General features: G+C 63.6%; 22 protein-coding genes. 10 read left to right on the forward strand and 12 right to left on the reverse strand.

Annotated features, from left to right (window positions below; all coding sequences use genetic code 11):
- Positions 1–27 precede the first annotated feature (27 nt).
- The 9 genes from AC07UX_RS04525 to AC07UX_RS04565 all read right to left on the reverse strand — a co-directional run bounded on the left by AC07UX_RS04525 (position 28) and on the right by AC07UX_RS04565 (position 8,516).
- On the reverse strand, positions 28–1,653 hold the full coding sequence (locus tag AC07UX_RS04525; RefSeq protein ID WP_495190778.1) for a pilus assembly protein TadG-related protein: 1,626 nt from the start codon (positions 1,651–1,653) through the stop codon (positions 28–30).
- The gene (locus AC07UX_RS04530; protein WP_495190779.1) at positions 1,650–2,093 is read right to left on the reverse strand and encodes a TadE/TadG family type IV pilus assembly protein; all 444 of its coding nucleotides are present in this window, start codon (positions 2,091–2,093) and stop codon (positions 1,650–1,652) included. Before AC07UX_RS04530 ends, AC07UX_RS04525 begins: the two co-directional genes overlap by 4 nt.
- Positions 2,094–2,265: 172 nt before the next feature.
- Positions 2,266–3,150, reverse strand: a complete 885-nt coding sequence (locus tag AC07UX_RS04535; protein WP_495190780.1) for a PAS domain-containing protein — start codon at positions 3,148–3,150, stop codon at positions 2,266–2,268.
- 93 nt (positions 3,151–3,243) lie between these two features.
- The gene (locus AC07UX_RS04540) at positions 3,244–3,459 is read right to left on the reverse strand and encodes a hypothetical protein (protein ID WP_495190781.1); all 216 of its coding nucleotides are present in this window, start codon (positions 3,457–3,459) and stop codon (positions 3,244–3,246) included.
- Positions 3,460–3,485: 26 nt separating this feature from the next.
- A complete protein-coding gene (locus tag AC07UX_RS04545; RefSeq protein ID WP_495190782.1) occupies positions 3,486–4,748 on the reverse strand; it encodes an N-succinylarginine dihydrolase in 1,263 nt (420 codons plus the stop codon).
- On the reverse strand, positions 4,745–5,764 hold the full coding sequence (locus AC07UX_RS04550) for an arginine N-succinyltransferase (RefSeq protein WP_495190783.1): 1,020 nt from the start codon (positions 5,762–5,764) through the stop codon (positions 4,745–4,747). Before AC07UX_RS04550 ends, AC07UX_RS04545 begins: the two co-directional genes overlap by 4 nt.
- A complete protein-coding gene (locus AC07UX_RS04555; protein WP_495190784.1) occupies positions 5,761–7,008 on the reverse strand; it encodes a hydrolase in 1,248 nt (415 codons plus the stop codon). Before AC07UX_RS04555 ends, AC07UX_RS04550 begins: the two co-directional genes overlap by 4 nt.
- 59 nt (positions 7,009–7,067) lie before the next feature.
- Positions 7,068–7,976: a DUF481 domain-containing protein gene (locus tag AC07UX_RS04560; protein ID WP_495190785.1), complete on the reverse strand. Its 909-nt coding sequence runs from the start codon at positions 7,974–7,976 to the stop codon at positions 7,068–7,070.
- Between the two features lie 54 nt (positions 7,977–8,030).
- Positions 8,031–8,516: an RNA pyrophosphohydrolase gene (locus tag AC07UX_RS04565; protein ID WP_495190786.1), complete on the reverse strand. Its 486-nt coding sequence runs from the start codon at positions 8,514–8,516 to the stop codon at positions 8,031–8,033.
- A gap of 233 nt (positions 8,517–8,749) precedes the next feature.
- Here AC07UX_RS04565 and AC07UX_RS04570 point away from each other — a divergent pair, with 233 nt between their 5' ends.
- Together AC07UX_RS04570 and AC07UX_RS04575 are read left to right on the forward strand one after the other, a co-directional pair.
- On the forward strand, positions 8,750–10,126 hold the full coding sequence (locus AC07UX_RS04570; RefSeq protein ID WP_495190787.1) for a cryptochrome/photolyase family protein: 1,377 nt from the start codon (positions 8,750–8,752) through the stop codon (positions 10,124–10,126).
- 36 nt (positions 10,127–10,162) lie between these two features.
- On the forward strand, positions 10,163–11,428 hold the full coding sequence (locus AC07UX_RS04575; RefSeq protein ID WP_495190788.1) for a class I SAM-dependent methyltransferase: 1,266 nt from the start codon (positions 10,163–10,165) through the stop codon (positions 11,426–11,428).
- Between the two features lie 4 nt (positions 11,429–11,432).
- Here AC07UX_RS04575 and AC07UX_RS04580 read toward each other — a convergent pair whose 3' ends face one another.
- Complete coding sequence (locus AC07UX_RS04580) at positions 11,433–12,143, reverse strand: SDR family NAD(P)-dependent oxidoreductase (protein WP_495190789.1); 711 nt, start codon at positions 12,141–12,143, stop codon at positions 11,433–11,435.
- 91 nt (positions 12,144–12,234) lie between these two features.
- The gene (purF, locus tag AC07UX_RS04585) at positions 12,235–13,695 is read right to left on the reverse strand and encodes an amidophosphoribosyltransferase (RefSeq protein WP_495190790.1); all 1,461 of its coding nucleotides are present in this window, start codon (positions 13,693–13,695) and stop codon (positions 12,235–12,237) included.
- Between the two features lie 213 nt (positions 13,696–13,908).
- Between purF and ccmC the strand changes: the two genes are divergently transcribed.
- From ccmC to AC07UX_RS04625, 8 genes are all read left to right on the forward strand, one after another.
- Positions 13,909–14,634 carry a heme ABC transporter permease CcmC gene (ccmC, locus tag AC07UX_RS04590; protein WP_495191788.1) on the forward strand — a complete coding sequence of 242 codons (726 nt, stop codon included), beginning with the start codon at positions 13,909–13,911 and terminating at the stop codon, positions 14,632–14,634.
- A 4-nt stretch (positions 14,635–14,638) separates the two neighbouring features.
- Entirely contained in the window at positions 14,639–14,770 is a 132-nt protein-coding gene (locus AC07UX_RS04595) for a hypothetical protein (RefSeq protein WP_495190791.1), read from the forward strand.
- 10 nt (positions 14,771–14,780) lie between these two features.
- On the forward strand, positions 14,781–15,227 hold the full coding sequence (ccmE, locus tag AC07UX_RS04600; protein ID WP_495190792.1) for a cytochrome c maturation protein CcmE: 447 nt from the start codon (positions 14,781–14,783) through the stop codon (positions 15,225–15,227).
- Positions 15,228–15,363: 136 nt separating this feature from the next.
- The gene (locus AC07UX_RS04605; RefSeq protein ID WP_495190793.1) at positions 15,364–17,307 is read left to right on the forward strand and encodes a heme lyase CcmF/NrfE family subunit; all 1,944 of its coding nucleotides are present in this window, start codon (positions 15,364–15,366) and stop codon (positions 17,305–17,307) included.
- Entirely contained in the window at positions 17,304–17,831 is a 528-nt protein-coding gene (locus AC07UX_RS04610) for a redoxin family protein (RefSeq protein WP_495190794.1), read from the forward strand. Before AC07UX_RS04605 ends, AC07UX_RS04610 begins: the two co-directional genes overlap by 4 nt.
- Positions 17,828–18,238: a cytochrome c-type biogenesis protein gene (locus AC07UX_RS04615; protein ID WP_495190795.1), complete on the forward strand. Its 411-nt coding sequence runs from the start codon at positions 17,828–17,830 to the stop codon at positions 18,236–18,238. The genes AC07UX_RS04610 and AC07UX_RS04615 overlap by 4 nt, the downstream gene beginning before the upstream one ends.
- Positions 18,235–18,879: a tetratricopeptide repeat protein gene (locus AC07UX_RS04620; RefSeq protein ID WP_495190796.1), complete on the forward strand. Its 645-nt coding sequence runs from the start codon at positions 18,235–18,237 to the stop codon at positions 18,877–18,879. Before AC07UX_RS04615 ends, AC07UX_RS04620 begins: the two co-directional genes overlap by 4 nt.
- A gap of 121 nt (positions 18,880–19,000) precedes the next feature.
- Complete coding sequence (locus tag AC07UX_RS04625) at positions 19,001–20,926, forward strand: potassium transporter Kup (RefSeq protein WP_495190797.1); 1,926 nt, start codon at positions 19,001–19,003, stop codon at positions 20,924–20,926.
- Between the two features lie 133 nt (positions 20,927–21,059).
- Here AC07UX_RS04625 and AC07UX_RS04630 read toward each other — a convergent pair whose 3' ends face one another.
- A complete protein-coding gene (locus AC07UX_RS04630; RefSeq protein ID WP_495190798.1) occupies positions 21,060–21,530 on the reverse strand; it encodes an Hsp20 family protein in 471 nt (156 codons plus the stop codon).
- Positions 21,531–21,864: the final 334 nt, after the last annotated feature.

The following is a 21,864-nucleotide window of genomic DNA, read 5'->3' on the forward strand; positions in this document are numbered from 1 at the left end:
AGGCGGAGCGACGCCAAGGCAAGAAAATCAGGCGACGATGGCCGCCATGCCGCAACGGCGCTGATGCACGCGCACTTCCGCCGACCCCACGCGCACGCCCAAGGTCGCGGTGACGCTGTTGACGACGCCGTCCAACAGGGGCGCGGCGGTGCCCAGCACTGTGCCGACCAAGGGGCTGAGCGGACTGTTGCTGATGGTCAGGCCCAACAGCGACACCTGAACCTGCGTCTTTTGCGTCAGGCTGGCGGCAATGCCCTGGGTCAGGTCCTGCGTGCTGACGGTCTTGGCCTTCTGCGCGCTAATCTCTGCGGGAGAGAAATGGACATTTTGCGTGTGGGTGCCACCCAGGCTGATATTGGCATAGCCGGTGACGCGCGTGCCCAATGTCTGCGCCAGCAACGCGGCGCGCGGATTGGCCGGCATCGAAAAATTGGTGAGGGCGCCGACATCGACGTCGCCCAGTGCGGCGGTGCCGACCGACGGCGTTACCGCCAGCGTGACCCCACCATTGTCTCCGCACTGAATGTCGGACAGGCGCGCTTCTGCGGCGGCCAGTTCCACATAAAGCGGAATCCGCACCGATGCGATGCCAGACAGGGCGGTAGCGACCGAGCTTTCCAGATAGATGCGGGTCTGGGCGGTGCGCAGCACGACGTCGCGCTTGGCAGTAATGCTCATCAGCGGGGATCGGCTCTGGCCTTCGCCCGTCACCAGCATCAATCGCGTGCTGCTGAGGCCGGGCACGGTGACGCGCAGGTCCATGGGGATGCTGGTGCCCGATGGCGGGCTTAGAACCATGCGCAACATCGAAAAAGCGTCGAGCAGGATATTGGGCTGTCCGATGGCATTGGCGGCGCCGCGTGCCGGGCCAAGGTCTATCACGTCGCTGAGGCGCACTGACCGACCCGGTATGCGGCCCGCCAACGCCGACAGCGTATGCGCCGCCGCGCTGTTGCCCGCGCTATCGGCCATCGCGCCCAGCAGGTCGGACAAGGGTATTTCCCGATCGAACAGGGTGCCATAGGTATCGCCATCGCGCCCCGTCCGCACGCGCAAGGCATCGGCGACGCCCAATAGGTCCAGGTCGGCACTGACCAGTCCGTTATAGTCCATCACGGACAGATTGAGTTCGGTGCCCGCCAGATTGGACAGCAGCATATTGGGTAATCCTCCACTTATGGAGGCAAGGCCGGTACCGAGCGAAAAGGCGGCGGCATCCGTGCGGGCGGCGGTTGCGCGCGCGCTAAGGTCGATGCCGTCGCGTCCGACCAGCAGCTTGCCGAAGAACAACGGCGTGCGGCGGCGTAGTTCGACCCGCATCGCCCCGCCGGCCGGATCGTTGACACGAAAACGTTGCTCCAAGGGTATCGCTGGGTCGGCCGCATAGCTACCGGTGTCGATCGTGGCGAGGGAGACGCCGCTGACGCCGCTTTGGCCGATCAATTGCTCGGCGGCGGAGCGGCCTCCGTCTGCCGCTGCCAGCGCCGCTGCATCCGCAACGCCCTGCAACTGGCGGCGCGCAAGAAAGACGGAGCCAAGATCGACGGCCACGGTCGCCGCTCCGGCCAGCATGAACAGTGATCCGGCCAGGATCAGCATGACGCCGCCGCGTTGATCTCGCGCCAACGCCCGATGGAGCGGCAAGCGGGTCATTGGCTGGCGATCCGGACCACTGCACTGCGCTCCAGCGTCGCGCCGGGTAACGGGACCGGGATGGCGGCGAGCAGCGGCGCATGGACCAGATCATATCGCAAAGTGACCCTGTAATAGCCGCTGCTTTCACCTGTAGCGACGCCGATCGTCTGCGCGTCGGGGGCCGGGAAAGCGGCGCGAGCGGCGATGATGCTCTGATCGACCAGACTGCGCCGCTCGGCCGTGGTCAGTCCGGCAACGGAGGCGCGGGCCGCATCGTTGGCCGCTTGTTGCAGGCTATGCGCCATCATGAACCAACTGCCATAGCCCAATATGCCCATCAGCAGCAGGATCAGGAGCGGCAACGCAAAGGCCGCCTCGATAAGGCTGCTGCCAGCCTGATGGCGGACAAGCCGGATCAGCAGCCGGCATGGTCGGGCAAGGATGCTATCGCAGGTCATGGAATGCAGCTTAGCCCCCTCCGTTCAACATCGGGTTTGCCGCATCCGCTTTGCGGTTCACGGATTTTACGTAGCGTGGATGCGTTGCCTCCCGTTCGGAAAGGGCCGTAATCATGCAAATCTTGCAAAGGGCCGGCGCGCTGCATCCGATATGGACGTTGTTACCTGCAAATTAAGCCGCAGAACGGGGGGTAACGACGATCACGGCACCTTCCGTGCCGTAGATGCCATGCAGGCGGGCGATGGCGGCATCGACCGGCGCGACCGATCCCTCATTGGTCAGCAATTGGGTGGCAATGCGCATGTCGCCATCACCGCGCAGAACCCGCTCCAATTGTTCGCGGAACAACGGCCGGACAGGCAGTTCGACCAGATCGGCAATCGGGACGTCGGCCAGCCTGTCGGCGCCGAGCCCCACCATCGCGCAAAAACTGTCATTCACGACATCGATGAAGCCGCGCATCGACACGCGGGCATAGCCCACGCCCCCATGCACCCCCATCGCCTTTAGGATCGCGGATTTGACGTCCGCCAGACGATGGCGCTGCATATCGGCGGTGATGTCTCGCATCAGCAGCGCGACGCCCCCGGCAAAGGGAAAAGTCTGTACATGCAGCCACACGTCGTCGCGGAACGGCGAGGGGATATCGGCCGCGCTGGCCTCCCCGGACGACAGGCTGTGACGAATATGGGCTTCGGTCAAGGTGCCGGCCAGTTCGGGGAAAGCGTCCCATAGCGACTGCCCCTCCAGATGCCGGTCCCAACGCTTCGCCATGGCCAGCGCAACGCCGTTTACATAATCGATGCTCATGTCCGGTGCGCACAGGACCAGCCCCTGGTGAATGCGCGCCGCCAGTTCGAAAGTACGGTCGGGGGCGGGCGCCTCCTCGTCGCTCACCGCCATCGTGCGGAACCGGTCCAGCCCCATGAAGACATGGGTTTCGCGGCCATGGTGCGTCACCATCACTGGCTCGCGCGATCCGACTTCGCGCCAATGGGCAAAATTGCGCACCAGTTCGGCAGCGGGCACGCTACGCCTGCGACGATCGTCCAGCATCTGATTGTCCCTCCATGGCCCAATGGAGGGAGGATAATGCAGATCGGGCTGGACCGGTCGTTCAGTTCGATCCGTTATGGAATAAGATGGGGCCTACAGGCTGCGCTGATAATCCAGCGCGTCGAGTATCTTGCCGCCCGCCATGAAGACCGCGCCCGAACAGGCGAGCGCCAGCAGATGGCCACCGGTACCTGGATATTGCTGCATATAGACATGCCCACGCTCGGCCGCGCCCAGCGCCAGCGCATATATGACCAGGAACGCCTCGAACTTGGTCTTGATGGTGAAGAAGCTCTTGATCCGTTCCATGTCATCCCGTCCGGCTTGCCCCGCCGTCAGGGAGATAAGTCGCCCACCAGCTGCAAATGGTCAACAAGAGTTAACCATGATTGTTCGATCCGGGCAATCAGCCGCGTGTCGCCCAAATCCTGGGGTTCGATCGATTCTGGCCAATATTGGGACACGATCCGCGCAATGCCCTCCAACCGCGCTTCGTCCACCAGAAAGCGGGGATCGATATCGGCAGGATCGGCCACCACGCGCAGTCGCAGGCAGGCAGGACCGCCGCCATTGGCCATGGATTGCCGCACGTCGACCGGCACCAGCCGGCGGATCGGGCCATTGCCGGCGATCATCTGCTCCAGCCACCGCCAGACAGCCGGCGTCTCCTGCGCCTCGGTCGGCAGGATCAACGCCATCCCCCCACCATCGGGCAGGGTGACGAGTTGCGCGTTGAACAGATAGGATTTGATCGCATCGCTCAGGCTGACCGCGCTGGCCGGTACCTCGACGATCTCGACGCAGGGCAGGGCGGCGCGCAGGTCGGCGTAAAAGCCATCCTTGTCGGCAAAGGCCTGTTCGTGGGTGAAGAGCACATGCTCGTTGGCCACCGCGACGACATCATTGTGGAAGGCCCCTGCCGCGATCGCCGCTTCGGACTGTTCCACAAACAAGGTGCGGGTGGGATCGAGGCCATGGTTGCGCGCGATCGCCTTGCTCGCCTCGACATGCTGGCGCGCGGGAAAGGCGCCGCCTGACCGGCCGTAAACAAAGACTTCCACGCCGGCCTCGCCATGGCTTTGCGTCAGCCGCATATGGTTCGCCGCGCCCTCATCGCCGAAGGGCGCGGGGATCGGATCATGCACTACAAAGGCGCGATTGTCGGAAAAGGCGATGCGCAGTTGCGCCAGCGTCTGCGGCCACTCATGGCTGCGATGGGGCATGGTGACGAGGTTGGCAACGGTCAGGTGCGTGCGTCCGTCCGCCGTATCGCTGGCCGGCGAAATGGTCGCTGCGTTGGCCGCCCACATGGAGGAAGCGGACATGGCCGCCGCCCGGATATGCGGTTCGGCATTGCCGACGTCGGTGCCCAGCTTCGTCAGCCAGGCGACGTCGGGGCGCCACTGCGGCAGGAAGATGCCTTGCGTCAGGCCGAGGCGGATATTGCCCCGCATCTTTTCCAGCCCCTGAAGCGCCGCCGCGCGCGGTTGCGACACGCCGCCGGCATTGCGCGCGGACGCAAGGTTGCCAAGGCTCAGGCCCGCATAATTATGGCTGGGACCGATGATCCCGTCGAAATTGATCTCCCGGACGCTCATGCCCGCCCCGCCATCGTGAAGGACGCGCCGGTATCCAGCCGCAATCGCGTCACGCTGGCCGCATCCAGCGACACTTCCCCATTATCGTCCTGCTGCACGAAGCCCCAGGTGCAACGATAGTCCGCCAGTCGGCCGGTCGCGATCAACATCTTCTCCCCGCCTTTTTCATGGGTGGCGGACAGGGTGACGTCGCGCGCACCGGCGATCGTGCGCAACTGGTCGATCTGCCCCACCATGGTCGGGCCGCCATCGAAAATATCGACATAACCCGCATTGTCGAAGCCTTCCGTCTCCAGCATCCGCATCGCGGCGCGGCCATTGGGATGGGGCAGGCCGATGACGGCGCGGGCGCTGTCGGTCAGCATGGCGGTATAGATAGGCGTCTTGGGCATCAGATCGGCGATGAACTGGTTGCCGTTGACGGCGTTGAATTCGTCCGCTTCCTGGAAATTCATGCCGAAGAAGCGCCCGGCCAAGCCGTCCCAGAAGGGCGACCCGCCCGCTTCGTCGATCACGCCGCGCAATTCGGCCAGCACCTTGTCGCCAAAGCGGCTGCGGTGCGCGCGGATATAGAGATAGCGGCTGCGGGCCAGCAGCAGGCCCAATCCCTCGGCCCGTTCGCGCGGGTGGAGGAACAGCCCGCCAACCTCCGCCGATCCTTCCAGGTCGGTCGTGAGCGAAAGCATCTGCGCGCGGAACGTGCGACCCAATTCCCGGCTATGCTGGGTCAGCACGCCGAGCCGATAGCTGTAGAAGGGCCAGCTTTGCCCGACGGTGGAGAATATCTGGCACGTGCCGCGCACCTGGCCCGTCTCCACATTTTCCAGCACCATGACGATTAATTCGTCCTCGATGCCGTCGCCTTCGCGCGCCAGCGCCTTTTCGGTGCGCTCCAGCTTGGCGGCCAGTGACGTGCGGTCGGGCGGCAGGTTGGTGAAGCCACCCCCGGTGAGCTTGGCCATTTCATAGAGCGTTTGCAGATCGTCCGCGCGCGCGATGCGCATGATGAAGCTCAAGCGGTCATCCCCTCTGTCTGATTATGTCCTGGTATGAATTGCCCCTTCGCGATGCGCCACAGGGCCAGCGCCGATAGCTGCGCCCGTTCGGGCAGGCTGTCGGTCAGCAGAAATTCGGCATCGCTATGGATGCTGCCGCCACGCACGCCCATCGTGTCGACCACCGGCACGCCACAGGCGGCGATGTTGTTGCCGTCGCACACGCCGCCCGTGTCACGCCATCCGATGTCGAGGCCCAGCTCCACGCCGCATGCACGCACCAACCCGAACAACGCCTGCGCCTTGCCATCCATCGGCTTGGGTGGGCGGCCGAAACCCCCGTGCAGACGCAGGCTGACGTCATGGTCTCGCGCGACATCCGCCATGGCCCGGTCGATCAGCGCGCGGGCGGCCATCTCGTCCGCTGGTGTTCGGGGCCGGAAATTGACTCGAAGCACCGCATGGTCGGGCACGACATTGTTGGGGCCACCACCGTCGATCTTCGCGGGGTTGCAGGAAAAGCCGGCCCCCTTGCTGCCTGCCTTCAATCGCAACGCCAGGTCGGCGGCGGCCAGCAGGGCGTTGCGGCCATCGTCGGGATTGCGGCCGGCATGGGCGCTCAGGCCCGTGACGACGATCGAGAAATTGCCGCTGCCTGCGCGCGCGCCAGCCAGCGTCCCGTCCGGCAGCGCCGACGGCTCATAGGTGAAGGCCGCCAGCTTGCCCGCCGCTGCCGTCCGCAACAGCGATGCGGAGGAAGCACTACCCACTTCCTCATCACTATTGATGATGACGTCATAGCCCAGCGTCACCCCCGCATCCGATCCCTCGATCGCGGTCAGCGCCGCCAGCATGACGGCGATGCCCCCCTTCATATCGGCAACCCCGGGACCATTGAGGATGCCCGGCTCCAGCCAGCGCTGATTCTGAAAAGGATGATCGGGGGGGAAGACCGTGTCCATATGGCCGGTCAGCAACAGGCGGATCGGCGCGTCGGGGCGAACCGACAGGTGAAGGTGCCGACCATGGGCGATCGGTTGGATGCGCCCGTCGGGCGTTACATTATCGACCGGCGCGGGATCGATCAGGCGAAGGTCGCCGGGCAGGATGGAAAAGGCGTCGGCCAGCCCATCCGCCATCCGGGCGAGCCCATCCAGATTGCGCGACCCGCTGTTGATCGCGGCCCAGGCCTGCGTCTGCGCCAGCATCGGCGCCGCCGCCGCGCGGTCGAGCAACATGCGTTCCTGCGATGAAAAATCCCTCATCCGCCTTGATCTATCAGAGCGCCGGGCCGGCCTCCACCCCCGCAACAAAATTGCGTGGTTCAGAAATCATAGGTCAGGGTCAGCCGGCTCAGCGTGTCCAGGTCGCGGGTCGTCAACAATGTCTCCGACTCATACTGGATATTGTAGGAAAAGGCCGCCGACAGCCTTGTGCTGACTTTGGTTTCGACCGACGACAGCGCATTGAGCGTATAGACGTCGCTTTCTGCATAGCCCGACGCTGTCTGTTTGAACGTCACTGTGGGGGTGGCGCGCCACGCCAGCGCCATCGATCCGCGAACGCCCAATTTGGTTTCCCGATCGCCGATCATATATTTGGCATGTCGAACCGACGGACCGATATCGGCCGACAGATCGACCGGTTTGCTGACGATCAGTTTGTAGCCGACACCGACCGAAGCGGTATAGCGCTCGTCATAGCCGATCGACGTGTCGCGCTCGAACTGGGCCAGGCCATAAGCGAAGCCGCGCGGATCGAATTCGTAGCGCGGCTCGTAGCCCGCGAAATAGCGTTCGCGCGACGTAACGCCGTTGGCGCGCCGATAATCGGCGGCCGCGGTCAGCTTGTGCGACCATTGCAGGCCGGCGCGGGTGGCTGTGGCCGACGCGCTGATGCCCAATTCGCTCGTGGACCCGGTGGAGCGGAAACCGCCTGCCTCGACCCGCCCGGTCCATAATTCGTTGAACCGTGCTTCGCGAATCACCGTGTCATGCGTGGCCTTCGTCCGCTCCTTCCAGCTGTTGACCATGCGCTGGATTTCATCGGCCGACGCAGGATTGGTCTGCTTGGCGATCTTGGACACGGTGGCAATGTCTGTTTCATTGCCGTTGGCGATCGCGGCTTCCATCATCTCGCGCACGGCAGGCGGCAGGAGGGCCGGTTCGGCCGCTTGAGCGGTCGATGACAGGGCGAACATCAATGATGGCAGGAGGGTCAGACGGGCATACATAGGCCCGTCATAACCAACCGACCGCAGATTTTAAGCCCCCAAAAGCCAATCCGGTCAGATAAGCGCCCGAAACTCCTGCAATATGTCGCGGTACAGCTTGCGCTTGAACGGCACGATCAGCTCCGGCAACGTGTCGGGTTCTGTCCAGCGCCACTCCCGAAACTCAGGATGCTTGGTCTGGATATCGATGTCGCTATCCTTGCCGACGAAGCGGGCCAGGAACCAGAACTGGCGCTGGCCGCGATATTTGCCGCCCCACAGCTTGCCGACCAGTTCGGGCGGCAGATCGTAGAAATGCTCGTCCTTGGCGGTGGCTATGATCTCGACCAGATCGCTACGGATACCGGTTTCTTCCTCCAGTTCCCGCAACGCGGCCGCCTTTGCTTCCTCGCCCTCATCAATGCCGCCCTGCGGCATCTGCCACGCCTCGACGACATTATCGAGCCGCTGGCCGACAAACACCTTGCCATCCATGTTTACGAGCATGATCCCGACGCATGGCCGGTATCCTATGTCCTGTTCGTTGGGCATCGAAGCCATGATTTCCCCAAAAATATAGAGATGGCGCCCCTCTGTCCCCGAGCGCAGCCATCATCCCGCCGCATCCCGGCGTCCGTCCCAGAATAAGCGGCGGAAGGCTCCGCGTCCATCGGCCGAATCATCGGCTTGCCGATTTGCCCTCATGTTTTGCGACAGGATGTTGCCGCCACATCGATGGCAATATGCCCCAATGGCCGCTTGGAACCGGGCGCGGCGCGGCGCATTGGCTGTCCATGTCCGAACCCGTCCTGCTCTGGCTCCGCCAGGATCTTCGCCTGTCCGATCAGGCCGCGCTGGCCGCCGCCGTTGCCGAAGGGCCGGTCATCCCGGTCTATATATTGGACGATGACGCGCCGCGCCAATGGGCGATGGGCGGCGCGGCGCGATGGTGGCTGCATCACAGTCTAGCTCGGCTGGACGAAAGCCTGCGGGACAAGGGGTCGCGCCTGATCCTGCGCCGCGGGAAGAGCGCGGACATGCTGGCGGCGCTGGCTAAGGAAGTGGGCGCCTCACGGGTCCATGCCCTCCACCATTATGAACCTTGGTGGCGCAACGCGGAAAAGGCCGTCTCGAAGCTGCTGGACCTGTGCCTGCATGACGGCGGCCTGCTGCTGCCGCCCGGTGCGGTGCGGACGGGGGCAGGGGGCATGTATCGCATCTACACGCCCTTTGCCCGCGCCGTGATGGAGCATATGCCGCCCCCGCCGCCACATCCGGCCCCCGGACATATCGAAGCGCCGCAACATTGGCCGGACAGCGAATCGCTGAAGGATTGGGCGTTGCTGCCGGAAAAGCCGGATTGGGCGAAAGGCTTTGCCGCCGACTGGACGCCGGGAGAGCAGGGCGGGCGGGCCAATGTCGCCGCGTTTATCGACGAGGTGGGTGATTATCCGACTGCCCGCAATCTTCCCTCGATCGAGGGGACATCGCGCCTGTCGCCCCATCTCCACTTTGGCGAGATATCGCCGGCTTATGTGTGGCACCGTGTTGACGGTTCAGGTCATGACGCAACGATCTTTCTTAAGGAATTGATCTGGCGGGATTATGCGCATCTCCAGATTTGCGAGCTGCCCACTTATGGATCGTCCAACGCACGCGCGGATTTCGATCGCCTGCCATGGCGCGACCTGCGGGAAGCAAGCGCCGACTTCACCGCCTGGAAGACCGGTCGCACCGGTTATCCGATCGTGGACGCCGGCATGCGGCAGCTTTGGGCGACGGGGTGGATGCATAACCGTGTGCGCATGATTGCCGCCAGTTTCCTGATCAAGCATCTGCTGATCGACTGGCGCCATGGCGCACGATGGTTCTGGGATACGCTGGTCGATGCCGATTATGCCAATAACAGCGTCAACTGGCAGTGGGTGGCGGGCAGCGGCGTCGATGCCAATCTCTTCACGCGCATCATGGCGCCGCTGACCCAGTCGGACAAGTTCGATGCCGCCGACTATATTCGCGAATGGGTGCCGGAACTGGCCAATCTGTCCGACTCGGTCATTCACGATCCCGATGCTCATGGCGCAAAGCCGGCTGGCTATCCTGCCAAGATCATCGGCCATCGCGAAGGGCGGGAGCGTGCGCTGGAGGCCTATCGTCGCAGCAAGGGGTGATTGCAGCGACGCTCGGCTTGCGGCAGGATTGACGTCATGAATGCAACCGATCCCCGGCGCGGCAGGCGCGCGCTGTCCGTGCGACGTCCCCCGCGATCGGGCAAGCCACGCACATTGTCGCGTCTGATGGCGCCAGTTTTCCACCGGTTGCTCGATCGAATCGATTTGGGACTGGAGGAAGGCGCTCTGGAAGCAAGCTTGCCGGATGGAACGCGCCGCTTGTTGGGTGGCCGGGCGCCGGGACCGCAATGCCAGGTCGATCTGCAAAGCTGGCGGGCGCTTGTGCGATTGGCTATCGGTGGGTCCGCCGGCTGGTATCGGGCCTGGGCGGCGGGGGAATGGAGCAGTCCCGATCCTGTTCCGCTCTTCGCCCTTTTCATGCGCAATGCCGTGACGTTGGGACGATCCGCTCGTCCGCGGGGGCCGGGGCGCTGGGCCGGCAGGGTAGCGCATTGGGCACGCCGCAACAGCCGTGTCGGATCGCGGCACAACATCGCCTATCATTATGATCTGGGAAATGATTTCTACAGTCTGTGGCTGGACAGGAATATGCATTATTCCAGTGCGTTGTTCGTCGATCCTGACGACCATGATGAAGATTTCGAGCAGGCCCAGCGGCGGAAGGTCGATGCCGTTCTCGACCGGCTGGATCTGCATGACGGCGCATCGTTGCTGGAAATCGGCTGCGGCTGGGGCGGGCTGGCGGAACAGGCGATGGAACATAGCGCCATCGCCTATAGCGGGCTGACCCTCTCGACCGAGCAGGCCGACTATGCCCGCGACCGGTTGGGATCGGGCGCGCAGATATTATTGACCGACTATCGCGATGCGCAGGGGCAATATGATGCCATCGCCAGCGTGGAGATGGTGGAGGCGGTCGGGCAGCGTTACTGGCCCGATTATGTCGCCGCCATTCATCGCCTGCTCAAACCCGGCGGAAAGGCGGCGATCCAATATATCCTGATCGACGACGCGATTTTCGAATCCTATGCGCGCAGCGCGGATTTCATCCAGACCTATATCTTTCCCGGCGGCATGCTGATGTCGGAAAGCCGCTTTCGCGCGCTGGCGGGGCAGGCCGGACTGAAGTGGCGCGACGTCCATCGTTTCGGCCTCGACTATGCCGAAACGCTGCGCCGCTGGCGCATGCAATTCGACCGGGCGATCGAGGATGGCCAGCTCCCTGCCAGTTTCGACCAGCATTTCGTGGCCTTGTGGCGCTATTATCTGATGTATTGCGAAGGGGGCTTTCGCGGTGGCGGCATCGACGTGGCGCAGGTGACGCTGGTCAGGCCCGCCTGACCGGTCAGCCCTCGACGCGCATGCGATGCCCGGTCGGCGCGTCCGACGTCACCAGATCGAGGATCGCTTGCCCGACCACATCCGGTCCCTTCAGGCTCGCGGGATCTTCGCCGGGGAAGGCACGGGCGCGCATCGCCGTGCGGGTTGCGCCTGGATCGACGATATGGGTGCGAATGGCGGAGATGTTCTTCATCTCCTCACCATAGGCCCCCACCAAGGTTTCCAGCGCCGCCTTCGACGCGCCATAGGCACCCCAATAGGCACGGGGCGCGACGACGGAAGAGGTCAGCGCCACCACTCGTGCGTCGCCGCTGGCCCTCAACATCGTGTCGAAGGCGGCGATCAACGCCTGCGGCGCGGCAATGTTGAGCGTGAGCAGGCGAGAAAATTCCTTGGCGTCGATCGCCGGAACCGCCGCCAGCGACCCAAGGGTCGCGGCATTCAGCACCAATATGTCGAGCGCGCGCCAGCGACCGCCAATGGCCTGCGCCAACCGTCCGATGCTGTCGCCGTCGGCCAGATCGAGCGGCGCGATCGTCGCGCTGCCACCGGCCTGATGGATGCGATCTTCCACTTCCTCCAGCCCACCGCTGGTGCGGGCGGTCAGCACCACATGGGCACCCGCGGCACCCAGCGCCTCTGCCGTGGCCGCGCCGATGCCCCGACTTGCGCCGGTGACGAGAGCCAGTTTCCCGGAAAGCGGAAGGTCGGACATGGTTTTCCTGTCATTCCAGGCTAGGCCGGAATCGCTGAGATGGGAAGGGAAGCGATAAGGGCGGCCCGTGGAAAGGGCCGCCCGGATGCGCTCAGACGACGCGCTCTGCCAGCAATTCCAACTGGTTGGTCACGACGGCATCGTCTTGATCGGTCAGCTTGGTAGGATAGTCGCCGGTGAAGCAGGCGTCGCAATATTGCGGGCGGATGTCCGCGCGCTTGGCTTCGCCCAGCGCCTTGTACAGGCCGTCGATCGAGATGAAGGACAGGCTGTCGGCATGGATGAAATCCTGCATGCCGCCCACGTCCAGCTTGTGCGCCAGCAACTTGGTCCGTTCAGGCGTATCGACGCCGTAGAAGCAGCTATGCTTGGTCGGCGGCGATGCGATGCGCATATGCACTTCGGCTGCGCCCGCTTCGCGCATCATCTGCACGATCTTGAGCGAGGTGGTGCCGCGCACGATCGAATCGTCGATCAACACGATCCGCTTGCCTTCGATCAGCGCACGGTTGGCATTATGCTTCAGCTTCACACCCAGATGGCGGACTTTGTCGCCCGGCTGAATGAAGGTGCGGCCGATATAATGCGACCGGATGATGCCCAGCTCGAACGGAATACCCGATTGCTGGGCATAACCGATCGCGGCCGGAACGCCGCTGTCCGGCACGGGGATGACGTAATCGGCCTCGACCGGGTTTTCGATCGCCAGCTGCGCGCCGATCGCCTTGCGGACCGAATAGACGCTGGAGTTGTCGATGATCGAGTCGGGTCGGCTGAAATAGACATGCTCGAAGATGCATGGACGGGCATGCGTCTCGCCGAAGGGCCGATGCGACCGGATATTGCCATCATTGGTGACGATCACCAGCTCGCCCGGATCGATGGTGCGGACATAGTCGGCACCGACCACGTCCAGCGCCACGGTTTCCGACGCGAAGATGGTCGAATCGCCCAGCTTGCCCATCACCAGCGGGCGGATGCCCAGGGGGTCACGGCAGGCGATCATGCCTTCTGGCGTCATCACGATCAGCGAATAGGCGCCCTCGACCTGCTTCAACGCATCGATGAACTTGTCGAGCAGCGTCCGGTAGCTGGAGGTCGCCACCAGATGAATGATGACTTCGGTGTCGGAGGTGGACTGGAAGATGGAGCCGCGGCGAATCAGCTCGCGGCGCACCTTCATCGCGTTGGAGATATTGCCATTATGGGCAATGGCGAACCCGCCGGAGTTCAACTCCGCATAGAGCGGCTGGACGTTGCGCAGCGACGTTTCGCCGGTGGTGGAATAGCGCACATGGCCGCAGGCGGCATCGCCCGGCAGGCCACGAATCACTTCGTCCCGGTCGAAATTGCCCGCCACATGGCCCATGGCCCGGTGGGTATGGAAATCATGCCCGTCCCAGCTGGTGATGCCTGCGGCTTCCTGCCCGCGATGTTGCAGGGCGTGAAGGCCAAGCGCGACCATGGCAGACGCCGTTTCCGCACCGGAAACGCCGAAAATGCCACATTCCTCGCGCAACTTGTCGTCGTCGAAGGGGTTTGTCGTAAACATGGGTGTGAGCGGTTCCATAGCCGTTCCTGACAACCCCAAGATGCGACCGGGGCTGTCTCTTGTGCGCGCATATAGTCGCTCTCGCTTCGTTTGTCGCCCTCCTGTAACAAAAAAGCGTGGCAGAGCGTGGCAACGCTGCGTTTCTTCAGGTCGGCTATCGGCAAAATGCCCTACTGGCGCTGTCTCGCCGGTCCGGTTACAGACGCAATCCTGATGCATCGTTTCGCCAACCCCGCCCGCTTTTTGAAGATCGCCCGCCCGTTGACGGGATGGCTGTTCTGGCCGGGCCTGCTGCTGCTGCTGATCGGATGTGCCTGTGGCCTGTTCGTTACGCCCGCGGACTATCTTCAGGGTCAGACGGTTCGGATACTCTATATACATGTGCCTGCCGCCTGGCTGGGCATGGGCGGATGGACCGGCATCGCCATCGCGGCGCTGATGCAACTGGTCTGGCGCCATCCGCTGGCCGCCGTCGCCGGGCGCGCGATCGCTGCGCCGGGCGCCTTGTTCACCGCCATATGCCTGATGACTGGCTCCATCTGGGGCCGTCCGACCTGGGGGACGTGGTGGGAATGGGACGGACGCATGACGTCGATGCTTGTCCTCTTCTTCCTCTATCTTGGCTATATCGCGCTCGCCAATGCCAGCGCGCGGCAGGGGCAGCAGGGCGGGGTCAGCAACGTCACCGCGATCTTCGGGCTGGTGGGCGCGGTCAACATCCCGATCATCAACCGATCCGTGCTGTGGTGGAACAGCCTGCACCAGGGGCCGTCCATCACGCTGCGCGGCTCCAGCATCGACGGATCGCTGCTCTGGCCGCTGGGCTTGACATTATTGGGTTTCAGCCTGCTCTTCGGCGCCATCGTGCTTATGCGGATGCGGGCGAAATTGGCAGAAAATAAGGTCGAGGCGCGCATGCAGCGCCTGGCAAGAGGGTAGGACGATGAACCAATGGGCTTTTGTGATTGCCGCCTATGCGGTGACGCTGGCCGGCACGACGCTCGTCAGCCTGGTAAGCTGGCGCGCGATGCGCAATGCGGAGCTTCGGGCCGACCGAATGTCGGAACGCGGATGAAGGCCGGATCATGAAGGCCAAGCATCAACGGCTGATCCTCGCGCTGGCGGCGGTGGCTGCGCTGATCGGCGCCGGCCTGCTGGCCGCATCTGCGCTCAAGGACGAAGCCGCCTATTTTTACGCACCGGGCGATGTGAAGACCAAGGGTGTGGAGCCCGGCAAGGCGATCCGTCTGGGCGGCATGGTGGTAAAAGGCAGCCTGAAACGTGCGGCCGACGGGATCACCATCCATTTCGACGTGACCGACGGCAAGGCAACCGTGCCCGCCACCTTCAGCGGCATCGCGCCCGACCTGTTCAAGGAAGGCAGCGGCGTCGTGGCCGAGGGTGCTTTCGACGCGGGCGGCACGTTCATCGCCACCAATTTGCTCGCCAAGCATGACGAACGCTACATGCCCCGCGAACTGGAGGGCATGACCTACAATGAGACGACGCACGAGATGAAGGCGGACAAGTGAGCCAAGCCCTTAATCCCGTTCGCCCTCAGCTTGTCGAAGGGCAAGGCCGAGCGCAGGGATGTCACTTCGCCATGCTCAATGAAGGGCTTCGACTTCGCTCAGCCCGGACGGTGATCGTTACAAGGGGCGCACGCGCATGATCGCCGAAGCTGGCCTCGCCGCGCTGTGGCTTGCGGCTGCGCTTGCGCTGTTGCAACTAATGCTGGCCTTCGCAGGCCTGAAGGGCGGCAAGCCGGAACTGCTGGGCGCGGTCCGGCCGGCCGCTGTGGCGCAGGGCGTTCTGACGGCCATTGCCTTCGCGGCGCTCATCACCCTGTTCATGCGGTCCGACATGTCGGTGCTGCTGGTCGCGACCAACAGCCATTCGACGAAGCCCTGGCTCTATAAATTCGCCGGCACATGGGGCAATCATGAAGGCTCCATGCTGCTGTGGGTCACGGTCATGGGCGTGGCAGGCGCGGCCGTCGCCCTGTTCGAGCGCGCCCTGAAACGCGACGCCCATATGGCGACGCTGGGCGGGCAAGCGGCCATTTCGCTCGGCTTCTACGCCTTCCTGCTCTTCTCCTCCAATCCCTTCGCCCGTATCGCCGAGCCGCCGGCGGACGGGCAGGGGCTGAACCCGCTGCTTCAAGACCCCGGCTTGGCCTTCCATCCGCCCACCCTCTATCTGGGCTATGTCGGCCTGTCGGTCGCCTTCTCCTTCGCCATCGGCGCGTTGCTCACGCGGCAGGTGGACGCGGCGTTTGCCCGCGCGATGCGGCCATGGGTGCTGGCGGCATGGGTGCTGCTGACGCTCGGCATCACGGCGGGCAGCTATTGGGCCTATTATGAACTGGGCTGGGGCGGCTGGTGGTTCTGGGACCCGGTCGAAAACGCCTCGCTCATGCCCTGGCTGGCGGCGACGGCTTTGCTCCATAGCGTCACCGTGCTGGCGACTCGCGACGCATTGCGGGCCTGGACGATCATGCTGGCGGTGGTGGCGTTTTCCATGTCGATGGTCGGCACCTTCCTGGTCCGGTCGGGCATCCTGACCAGCGTCCACGCCTTTGCCGTGGATCCGCAACGCGGCAGTTTCATCCTGGCGCTGCTCGCTATCTATATCGGTGGCGCGCTGGCGCTGTTCGGTTGGCGGATCGGGTCGGTGCGTGAAGGTGCGCCATTCGAACTGGTCAGCCGCGAAACCATGCTGGTGGTCAACAATCTGCTGCTGACGGTCATATTGGGCCTCGTTCTCATCGGCACACTCTATCCGCTGATGACGGAGGCGTTCGGTCACAAGGTTTCGGTGGGCGCACCCTATTTCGACCGGATCGCCGGGCCGATCGCGCTGGCGCTGATGGTCGCCATGGCGGCGGGGCCGCTGACCCGTTGGCGCAGGGATCAGGCAGGCGTTGTTGTAAAACGTTTGCTGGTGCCGATCGCCGTGGCGTTTGTGGTGTCCATCTCGGTGTCTCTTTTCGCCTGGGGCCGCATCGGCATCCTTCCCTTCCTGGGTCTGGTTATCGCGGTCGCAGTCGGCGTTGCCAGCCTTGCCCCGCTTTGGAAGCGCAAGCTGCTACGCACCCCGCTCTTCACTTATGGCATGGTCGTCGCTCATCTGGGCTGCGCCGTCAGCCTGGCCGGCATGGCCTGCGATTCTGCCTTCACGGTCGAAAAGCTGGTGGCTGCGCGGCCGGGCGACACTATCCAGACCGCCGGCTGGTCGATCCGCTTCCGCCAGATCACGCCGGTCGCCGGCGACAACTGGACCGCGCTACAGGCCGATATGGACGCCGGTCGAGGTGGCAGCTGGGTCGTCATCCGGCCGCAGTCCCGCTTCTTCGCCTCGCCGCCGACCACCACCAGCGAAGCGGCACTGCTGACCCGCTGGGATGGCCAGCTCTACGTCGTATTGGGCGAGGAAGTGGAGGGCGGCCGTTGGCAATTGCGCATCTGGTGGAAGCCGTTCGTCACCTTGATCTGGCTGGGCGGCATCATGATCGCGCTGGGCGGCGCGCTGGCGCTGGTCGGCCGCGAACGGCGCGGATGGCTGATGAAATGGCGGGCCCACAATATGATGACGGAGGGCGCCGAGGCATGAGGACGCTCTTGATCTGGCTACCGCTGGTCCTGTTCCTGGCCTTCGTCGCCCTTTTCGCGAGCGGCCTGTTCAAACCGGACGACCGGGTGATCCATTCGCGGCTGGTCGGCCAGCCATTGCCAGCCTTCACCCTGCCGGCCGCCGCCAGCGACCGGCCGGCGCTTGCCAGCACGCAATTCGCCACGGGCAGGCCGCGCCTGCTCAACATTTTCGCCAGCTGGTGCGTACCGTGCGCCGCCGAAGCGCCGCAGCTGATGGCGCTCAAGCAGGCTGGCGCGGAGATTGACGCGATCGCCATTCGCGATGCCCGGCCGGATGTGGACGGCTTCCTGCAACGCTATGGCAATCCCTATGCGCGGATCGGGCTCGACGCGCGAAGCGCGGTGCAGATGGCGCTCGGCTCTTCGGGCGTGCCGGAAACGTTCGTCATCGATGGGAAGGGGCGAATCGCCTATCAGCATATCGGCGACATCCGCGCCGACGATGTGCCGATGATCCTTGATCGCCTGAAGGACGGGCGATGAAGCTGATCCTTGCCCTTTTATGTGCTTTTCTCGCCGTGCCTGTCGCCGCGCAGACCGCGCTGCCGCCGGCGCCTTGGGCCGACCGCCAGATCCCCGACCCGGCGCAGGAGCGCAAGGCGAAGGCGCTGATGGAAACCATCCGCTGCCTTACCTGCCAAAGCCAGTCGATCGCCGATTCGGGCGCCAGCATGGCGGGCGACATGCGATCGCAGATCCGCGAGCGCATCATGGCCGGCGAGCAGCCGGAAGCGATCCGTAGCTGGCTGATCGCGCGCTATGGCGACTGGGTCAGCTACGAACCCACCGCTGCGCCGATCCTCTGGCCGTTATGGGCCGCGCCGATCCTGTTGCTGGGGCTGGGGCTATTATTGCTGCGCGGACGGATAAAGCGGAGGGCGCGCGCATGATCGGCTGGTTCCTTGCCTTCGGCCTGGCGGCCATCGCCTTCCTCGCGCTGCTGCTGATCGGCCACATTCCGCGATCGACGCGGGAAATCAGCGCGGCGGCGCTCCTGTTGGGCCTTGCCGGTTACGCCTGGCAGGGCCATCCGGGGCTGGCTGGCGCACCGCGTTTGACCAAGGAAGCAGCCGGCGAGAAATTCGACGAAAATCTCGCCGAGCGGCGACGCGGTCTGGCCGAGCGATTCGGCCCGGCGGCGCAGTGGATGATGCTGTCCGATGGGCTGGCGCGGCAGGGCAAGACCAAGGAATCGGCCAATGTTCTCCTGTCCGGCCTGCGCGACACGCCCGACGATGCCAATTTGTGGTTGGGTTTGGGCAACGCGCTGATCGCCCATGCCGACGGCGTGGTGTCGCCCGGCGCCGAATTTGCCTATCGCCGCGCGCTGGCGCTTGATCCGGATGGCCCAGCGCCGCGGTATTTCTATGGGCTCGCGCTTGCGCGCAACGGTCAATTGCAGGGCGCGCGAGATCTGTGGAAACCTTTGGCGGACAGCGCGCCGGCGGGTAGCCAGGTGAAGGCGGAACTGGACGCCAGTATCGCGCGTATCGATGCCATGCTGGCTGCCGGCGCGCCGCCGGCCCAATGATGCAGTGCAGCGTCCGCATTGCGTGCTCCTCGGAGCCGTGATAGGGCGCGGCGGTTTACGGGGGACCCGCAGATTTTCTGCATCCGCCCCCGATTGGGTGTCGATACGAGCATGATCCTTCATGGCTGACCTCCTTCCCAACACCGCTCCGGCTTCCCAGGAGGAAGAGGGCGGTCACGGACATGCGCGGCAAAAGGCGACGGTAAAACTGGTGGTCGGGGCGATCGGCATCGTCTTTGGCGACATCGGTACCAGCCCGCTTTATGCGTTCCGCGAAACTTTCGCCGGACATCATCATCTGGCTCTCGACCCCGACCATATATTGGGCGTCATCAGCCTGATGTTCTGGTCAATGATGCTGGTGGTGACGCTGAAATATGTCAGCATCATCATGCGCGCCGACAATAAGGGCGAAGGCGGCAGCCTGGCGCTGCTGGCGCTGATCAACGGGCAGACCAAGACGCAGCGCTGGTCGCGCGGTATCGTATTGCTGGGCGTATTCGCGACCGCGCTATTCTATGGCGACTCGATGATCACCCCGGCCGTGTCGGTTCTGTCGGCGGTCGAGGGCCTGACCGTTTACAATCCCGCACTGGCGCCGGCGATCCTGCCGGTGGCGATCGTCATCCTGCTGGGTCTGTTCTGGATACAGGGTCTGGGCACCAACAGGGTTGCGGCCTTCTTCGGCCCGATCATGCTGACCTATTTCATCACGATCGCGGCGCTGGGCGTGATTTCGATCATCAAGACGCCGGGCATCCTTTATGCCTTCAATCCCTATTGGGCGGTGATGTTCTTCGTCACGGATCCACTGCCGGCCTTCCTGGCGCTGGGATCCGTGGTGCTGGCGGTGACCGGCGCCGAGGCGCTTTATGCCGATATGGGGCATTTTGGTCGCAATCCGATCCGCGTGTCGTGGCTCGCTTTCGTGCTGCCGGCGCTGATGCTCAACTATATGGGACAGGGCGCGCTGCTCTTCCGTGAAGGCGCGGCCGCGCTGCACAGTCCTTTCTATAATCTCGCCCCGCAATGGGGACAGTTGCCGCTGATCGTACTGGCGACGCTGGCCGCGATCATCGCGAGCCAGGCGGTGATATCGGGTGCCTTCTCCGTGACGCAGCAGGCGATCCAGCTGGGCTTCATGCCTCGCCTGCGGATCGAGCATACCAGCGCGTCGACCGCTGGCCAGATCTACATCCCCCTCATCAACTGGGGTTTGATGGTCATGGTCATCCTGCTGGTGCTGGTGTTCCAGACATCGTCCAACCTGACCGCCGCCTATGGCATTGCCGTCACCGGCGCGATGTTCATCGACAATGTGCTGCTGACCGTCGTGCTGTACCGGTTGTGGCAATGGAAATGGTATTATGCCGCGCCGTTGCTGGCGATCTTCTATCTGGTCGATGGTGCCTATCTGGCCGCGAACCTGACGAAGGTGCCCGACGGTGGCTGGTTCCCGCTGCTGATCGGCTTCATCGTCTTCACGCTGCTGACGACCTGGTCGCGTGGTCGCCGGCTGGTGCAGGACCGCCTGCGCGAAGCGGCCATGCCGATCCCGGTCTTCGTAGCTTCGGCCGCCAACAGCGCCGTGCGGGTTCCGGGTACGGCGGTGTTCATGACATCTACGCCCGACGGTGTGCCTCATGCACTGCTGCACAATCTGAAGCATAACAAGGTGCTGCACGAGCGGGTCATCCTGTTGACCGTGAAGATCAGGGATGTGCCGGTGGTCGAGGATGATGGCCGGTGCAAGTTGGAGGATCTGGGCCGGGGCTTCTTCCGCATGGTGCTGCAATATGGCTTCATGCAGGAACCCGACGTGCCGGCTGCGCTCAAAAACGTCACCGGTTGCGGGCAGGCATTCAAGATGATGGACACCAGCTTCTTCCTGGCGCGCCAGACGCTGTTGCCATCGGCAAAGCCGGGCATGCCTTTGTGGCGGGAGAAGATCTTCGCCTGGATGCTGCGCAACGCGGAAAGCGCGATGGAGTTTTTCCGCCTGCCTACCAACCGCGTGGTCGAACTGGGCAGCCAGGTGGAAATCTGATTTCCCTATGTGGAAGGTCACACCGTCCTGAGTGGAAGGATGATGAGCCGCCTTTTCCGGATGGGACAGAGAAGGGCGCGACCGGATGGTCGCGCCCTTCGTTTTTATCGTAGCCGTTTCGTGCCGGAAAGAATCAGGCGGCGTCGCGGTCCTTGTTGATGTCGACCAACTGGCCGCCGTTGACGGCGATCTTCTTGGGCTTCATCGCTTCGGGCACTTCGCGGACCAGTTCGATCGTCAGCAGGCCGTCGGCCAGATCGGCCTTTTCGACGCGCACGAAATCGGCAAGTTCGAAGCGGCGTTCGAAGCTGCGATTGGCGATGCCGACATGAAGGAATTTGGAGCGATCCGAAGAAGATGCGTCATCCTTGCGACCGATCACCTGAAGCAGATTCTGCTGAGCGGTGATGTCGATTTCTTCCGGGCGAAAACCGGCGATGGCCAGCGTCACGCGATAGCGATCTTCCGACAGGCGTTCGATGTTGAAGGGCGGGTAATTGTCGCCTTGCGCCAGGCGGGCATTATTTTCGATCAGGTCGAACAGACGATCGAAGCCCACGGTGGAACGGCGATAGGGGGTGAGGTCAAAACCACGCATAGTCATAATCTCCCAAAGGGCAGATGAACCAAGCCGAACCCGATATTGGCGTTCGGCGATACGAAGTCCGGCCCCGATTGGCGACCGGACAGCGCTGATATGGCCCGGACTTTTCCGGTTTCAAGAGGATGCCCGATGTTGGAAAATGCAGCCGTAACTTCGCACATTTCCCGCTGATTTCGTTATTAAGTTGCGCCGCCCGGATCCTATCGAAAAGGGAGCGCCTTTTTGCATCAGCGCGCGTGATCGGACAGAAAGATGCAAGACAAGAGCGGGATAGGACAGGGTAAATAAAAAGCACCCGGATCATGCTTTCATGATCCGGGTGCTTAATGGACGA

The sequence above is a fragment of the Sphingobium sp. GW821-FHT02B05 genome (genome assembly GCF_059421905.1).

Bases quoted from the DNA above. Each gene is read 5' to 3' on its own strand.
- AC07UX_RS04525 (WP_495190778.1), bottom strand. From the start codon at position 1,653: ATGACCCGCTTGCCGCTCCATCGGGCGTTGGCGCGAGATCAACGCGGC.
- AC07UX_RS04530 (WP_495190779.1), bottom strand. From the start codon at position 2,093: ATGACCTGCGATAGCATCCTTGCCCGACCATGCCGGCTGCTGATCCGG.
- AC07UX_RS04535 (WP_495190780.1), bottom strand. From the start codon at position 3,150: ATGCTGGACGATCGTCGCAGGCGTAGCGTGCCCGCTGCCGAACTGGTG.
- AC07UX_RS04540 (WP_495190781.1), bottom strand. From the start codon at position 3,459: ATGGAACGGATCAAGAGCTTCTTCACCATCAAGACCAAGTTCGAGGCG.
- AC07UX_RS04545 (WP_495190782.1), bottom strand. From the start codon at position 4,748: ATGAGCGTCCGGGAGATCAATTTCGACGGGATCATCGGTCCCAGCCAT.
- AC07UX_RS04555 (WP_495190784.1), bottom strand. From the start codon at position 7,008: ATGAGGGATTTTTCATCGCAGGAACGCATGTTGCTCGACCGCGCGGCG.
- AC07UX_RS04560 (WP_495190785.1), bottom strand. From the start codon at position 7,976: ATGTATGCCCGTCTGACCCTCCTGCCATCATTGATGTTCGCCCTGTCA.
- AC07UX_RS04565 (WP_495190786.1), bottom strand. From the start codon at position 8,516: ATGGCTTCGATGCCCAACGAACAGGACATAGGATACCGGCCATGCGTC.
- AC07UX_RS04570 (WP_495190787.1), top strand. From the start codon at position 8,750: ATGTCCGAACCCGTCCTGCTCTGGCTCCGCCAGGATCTTCGCCTGTCC.
- AC07UX_RS04575 (WP_495190788.1), top strand. From the start codon at position 10,163: ATGAATGCAACCGATCCCCGGCGCGGCAGGCGCGCGCTGTCCGTGCGA.
- AC07UX_RS04580 (WP_495190789.1), bottom strand. From the start codon at position 12,143: ATGTCCGACCTTCCGCTTTCCGGGAAACTGGCTCTCGTCACCGGCGCA.
- purF (WP_495190790.1), bottom strand. From the start codon at position 13,695: ATGTTTACGACAAACCCCTTCGACGACGACAAGTTGCGCGAGGAATGT.
- ccmC (WP_495191788.1), top strand. From the start codon at position 13,909: ATGCATCGTTTCGCCAACCCCGCCCGCTTTTTGAAGATCGCCCGCCCG.
- AC07UX_RS04595 (WP_495190791.1), top strand. From the start codon at position 14,639: ATGAACCAATGGGCTTTTGTGATTGCCGCCTATGCGGTGACGCTGGCC.
- ccmE (WP_495190792.1), top strand. From the start codon at position 14,781: ATGAAGGCCAAGCATCAACGGCTGATCCTCGCGCTGGCGGCGGTGGCT.
- AC07UX_RS04605 (WP_495190793.1), top strand. From the start codon at position 15,364: ATGATCGCCGAAGCTGGCCTCGCCGCGCTGTGGCTTGCGGCTGCGCTT.
- AC07UX_RS04610 (WP_495190794.1), top strand. From the start codon at position 17,304: ATGAGGACGCTCTTGATCTGGCTACCGCTGGTCCTGTTCCTGGCCTTC.
- AC07UX_RS04615 (WP_495190795.1), top strand. From the start codon at position 17,828: ATGAAGCTGATCCTTGCCCTTTTATGTGCTTTTCTCGCCGTGCCTGTC.
- AC07UX_RS04620 (WP_495190796.1), top strand. From the start codon at position 18,235: ATGATCGGCTGGTTCCTTGCCTTCGGCCTGGCGGCCATCGCCTTCCTC.
- AC07UX_RS04625 (WP_495190797.1), top strand. From the start codon at position 19,001: ATGGCTGACCTCCTTCCCAACACCGCTCCGGCTTCCCAGGAGGAAGAG.
- AC07UX_RS04630 (WP_495190798.1), bottom strand. From the start codon at position 21,530: ATGACTATGCGTGGTTTTGACCTCACCCCCTATCGCCGTTCCACCGTG.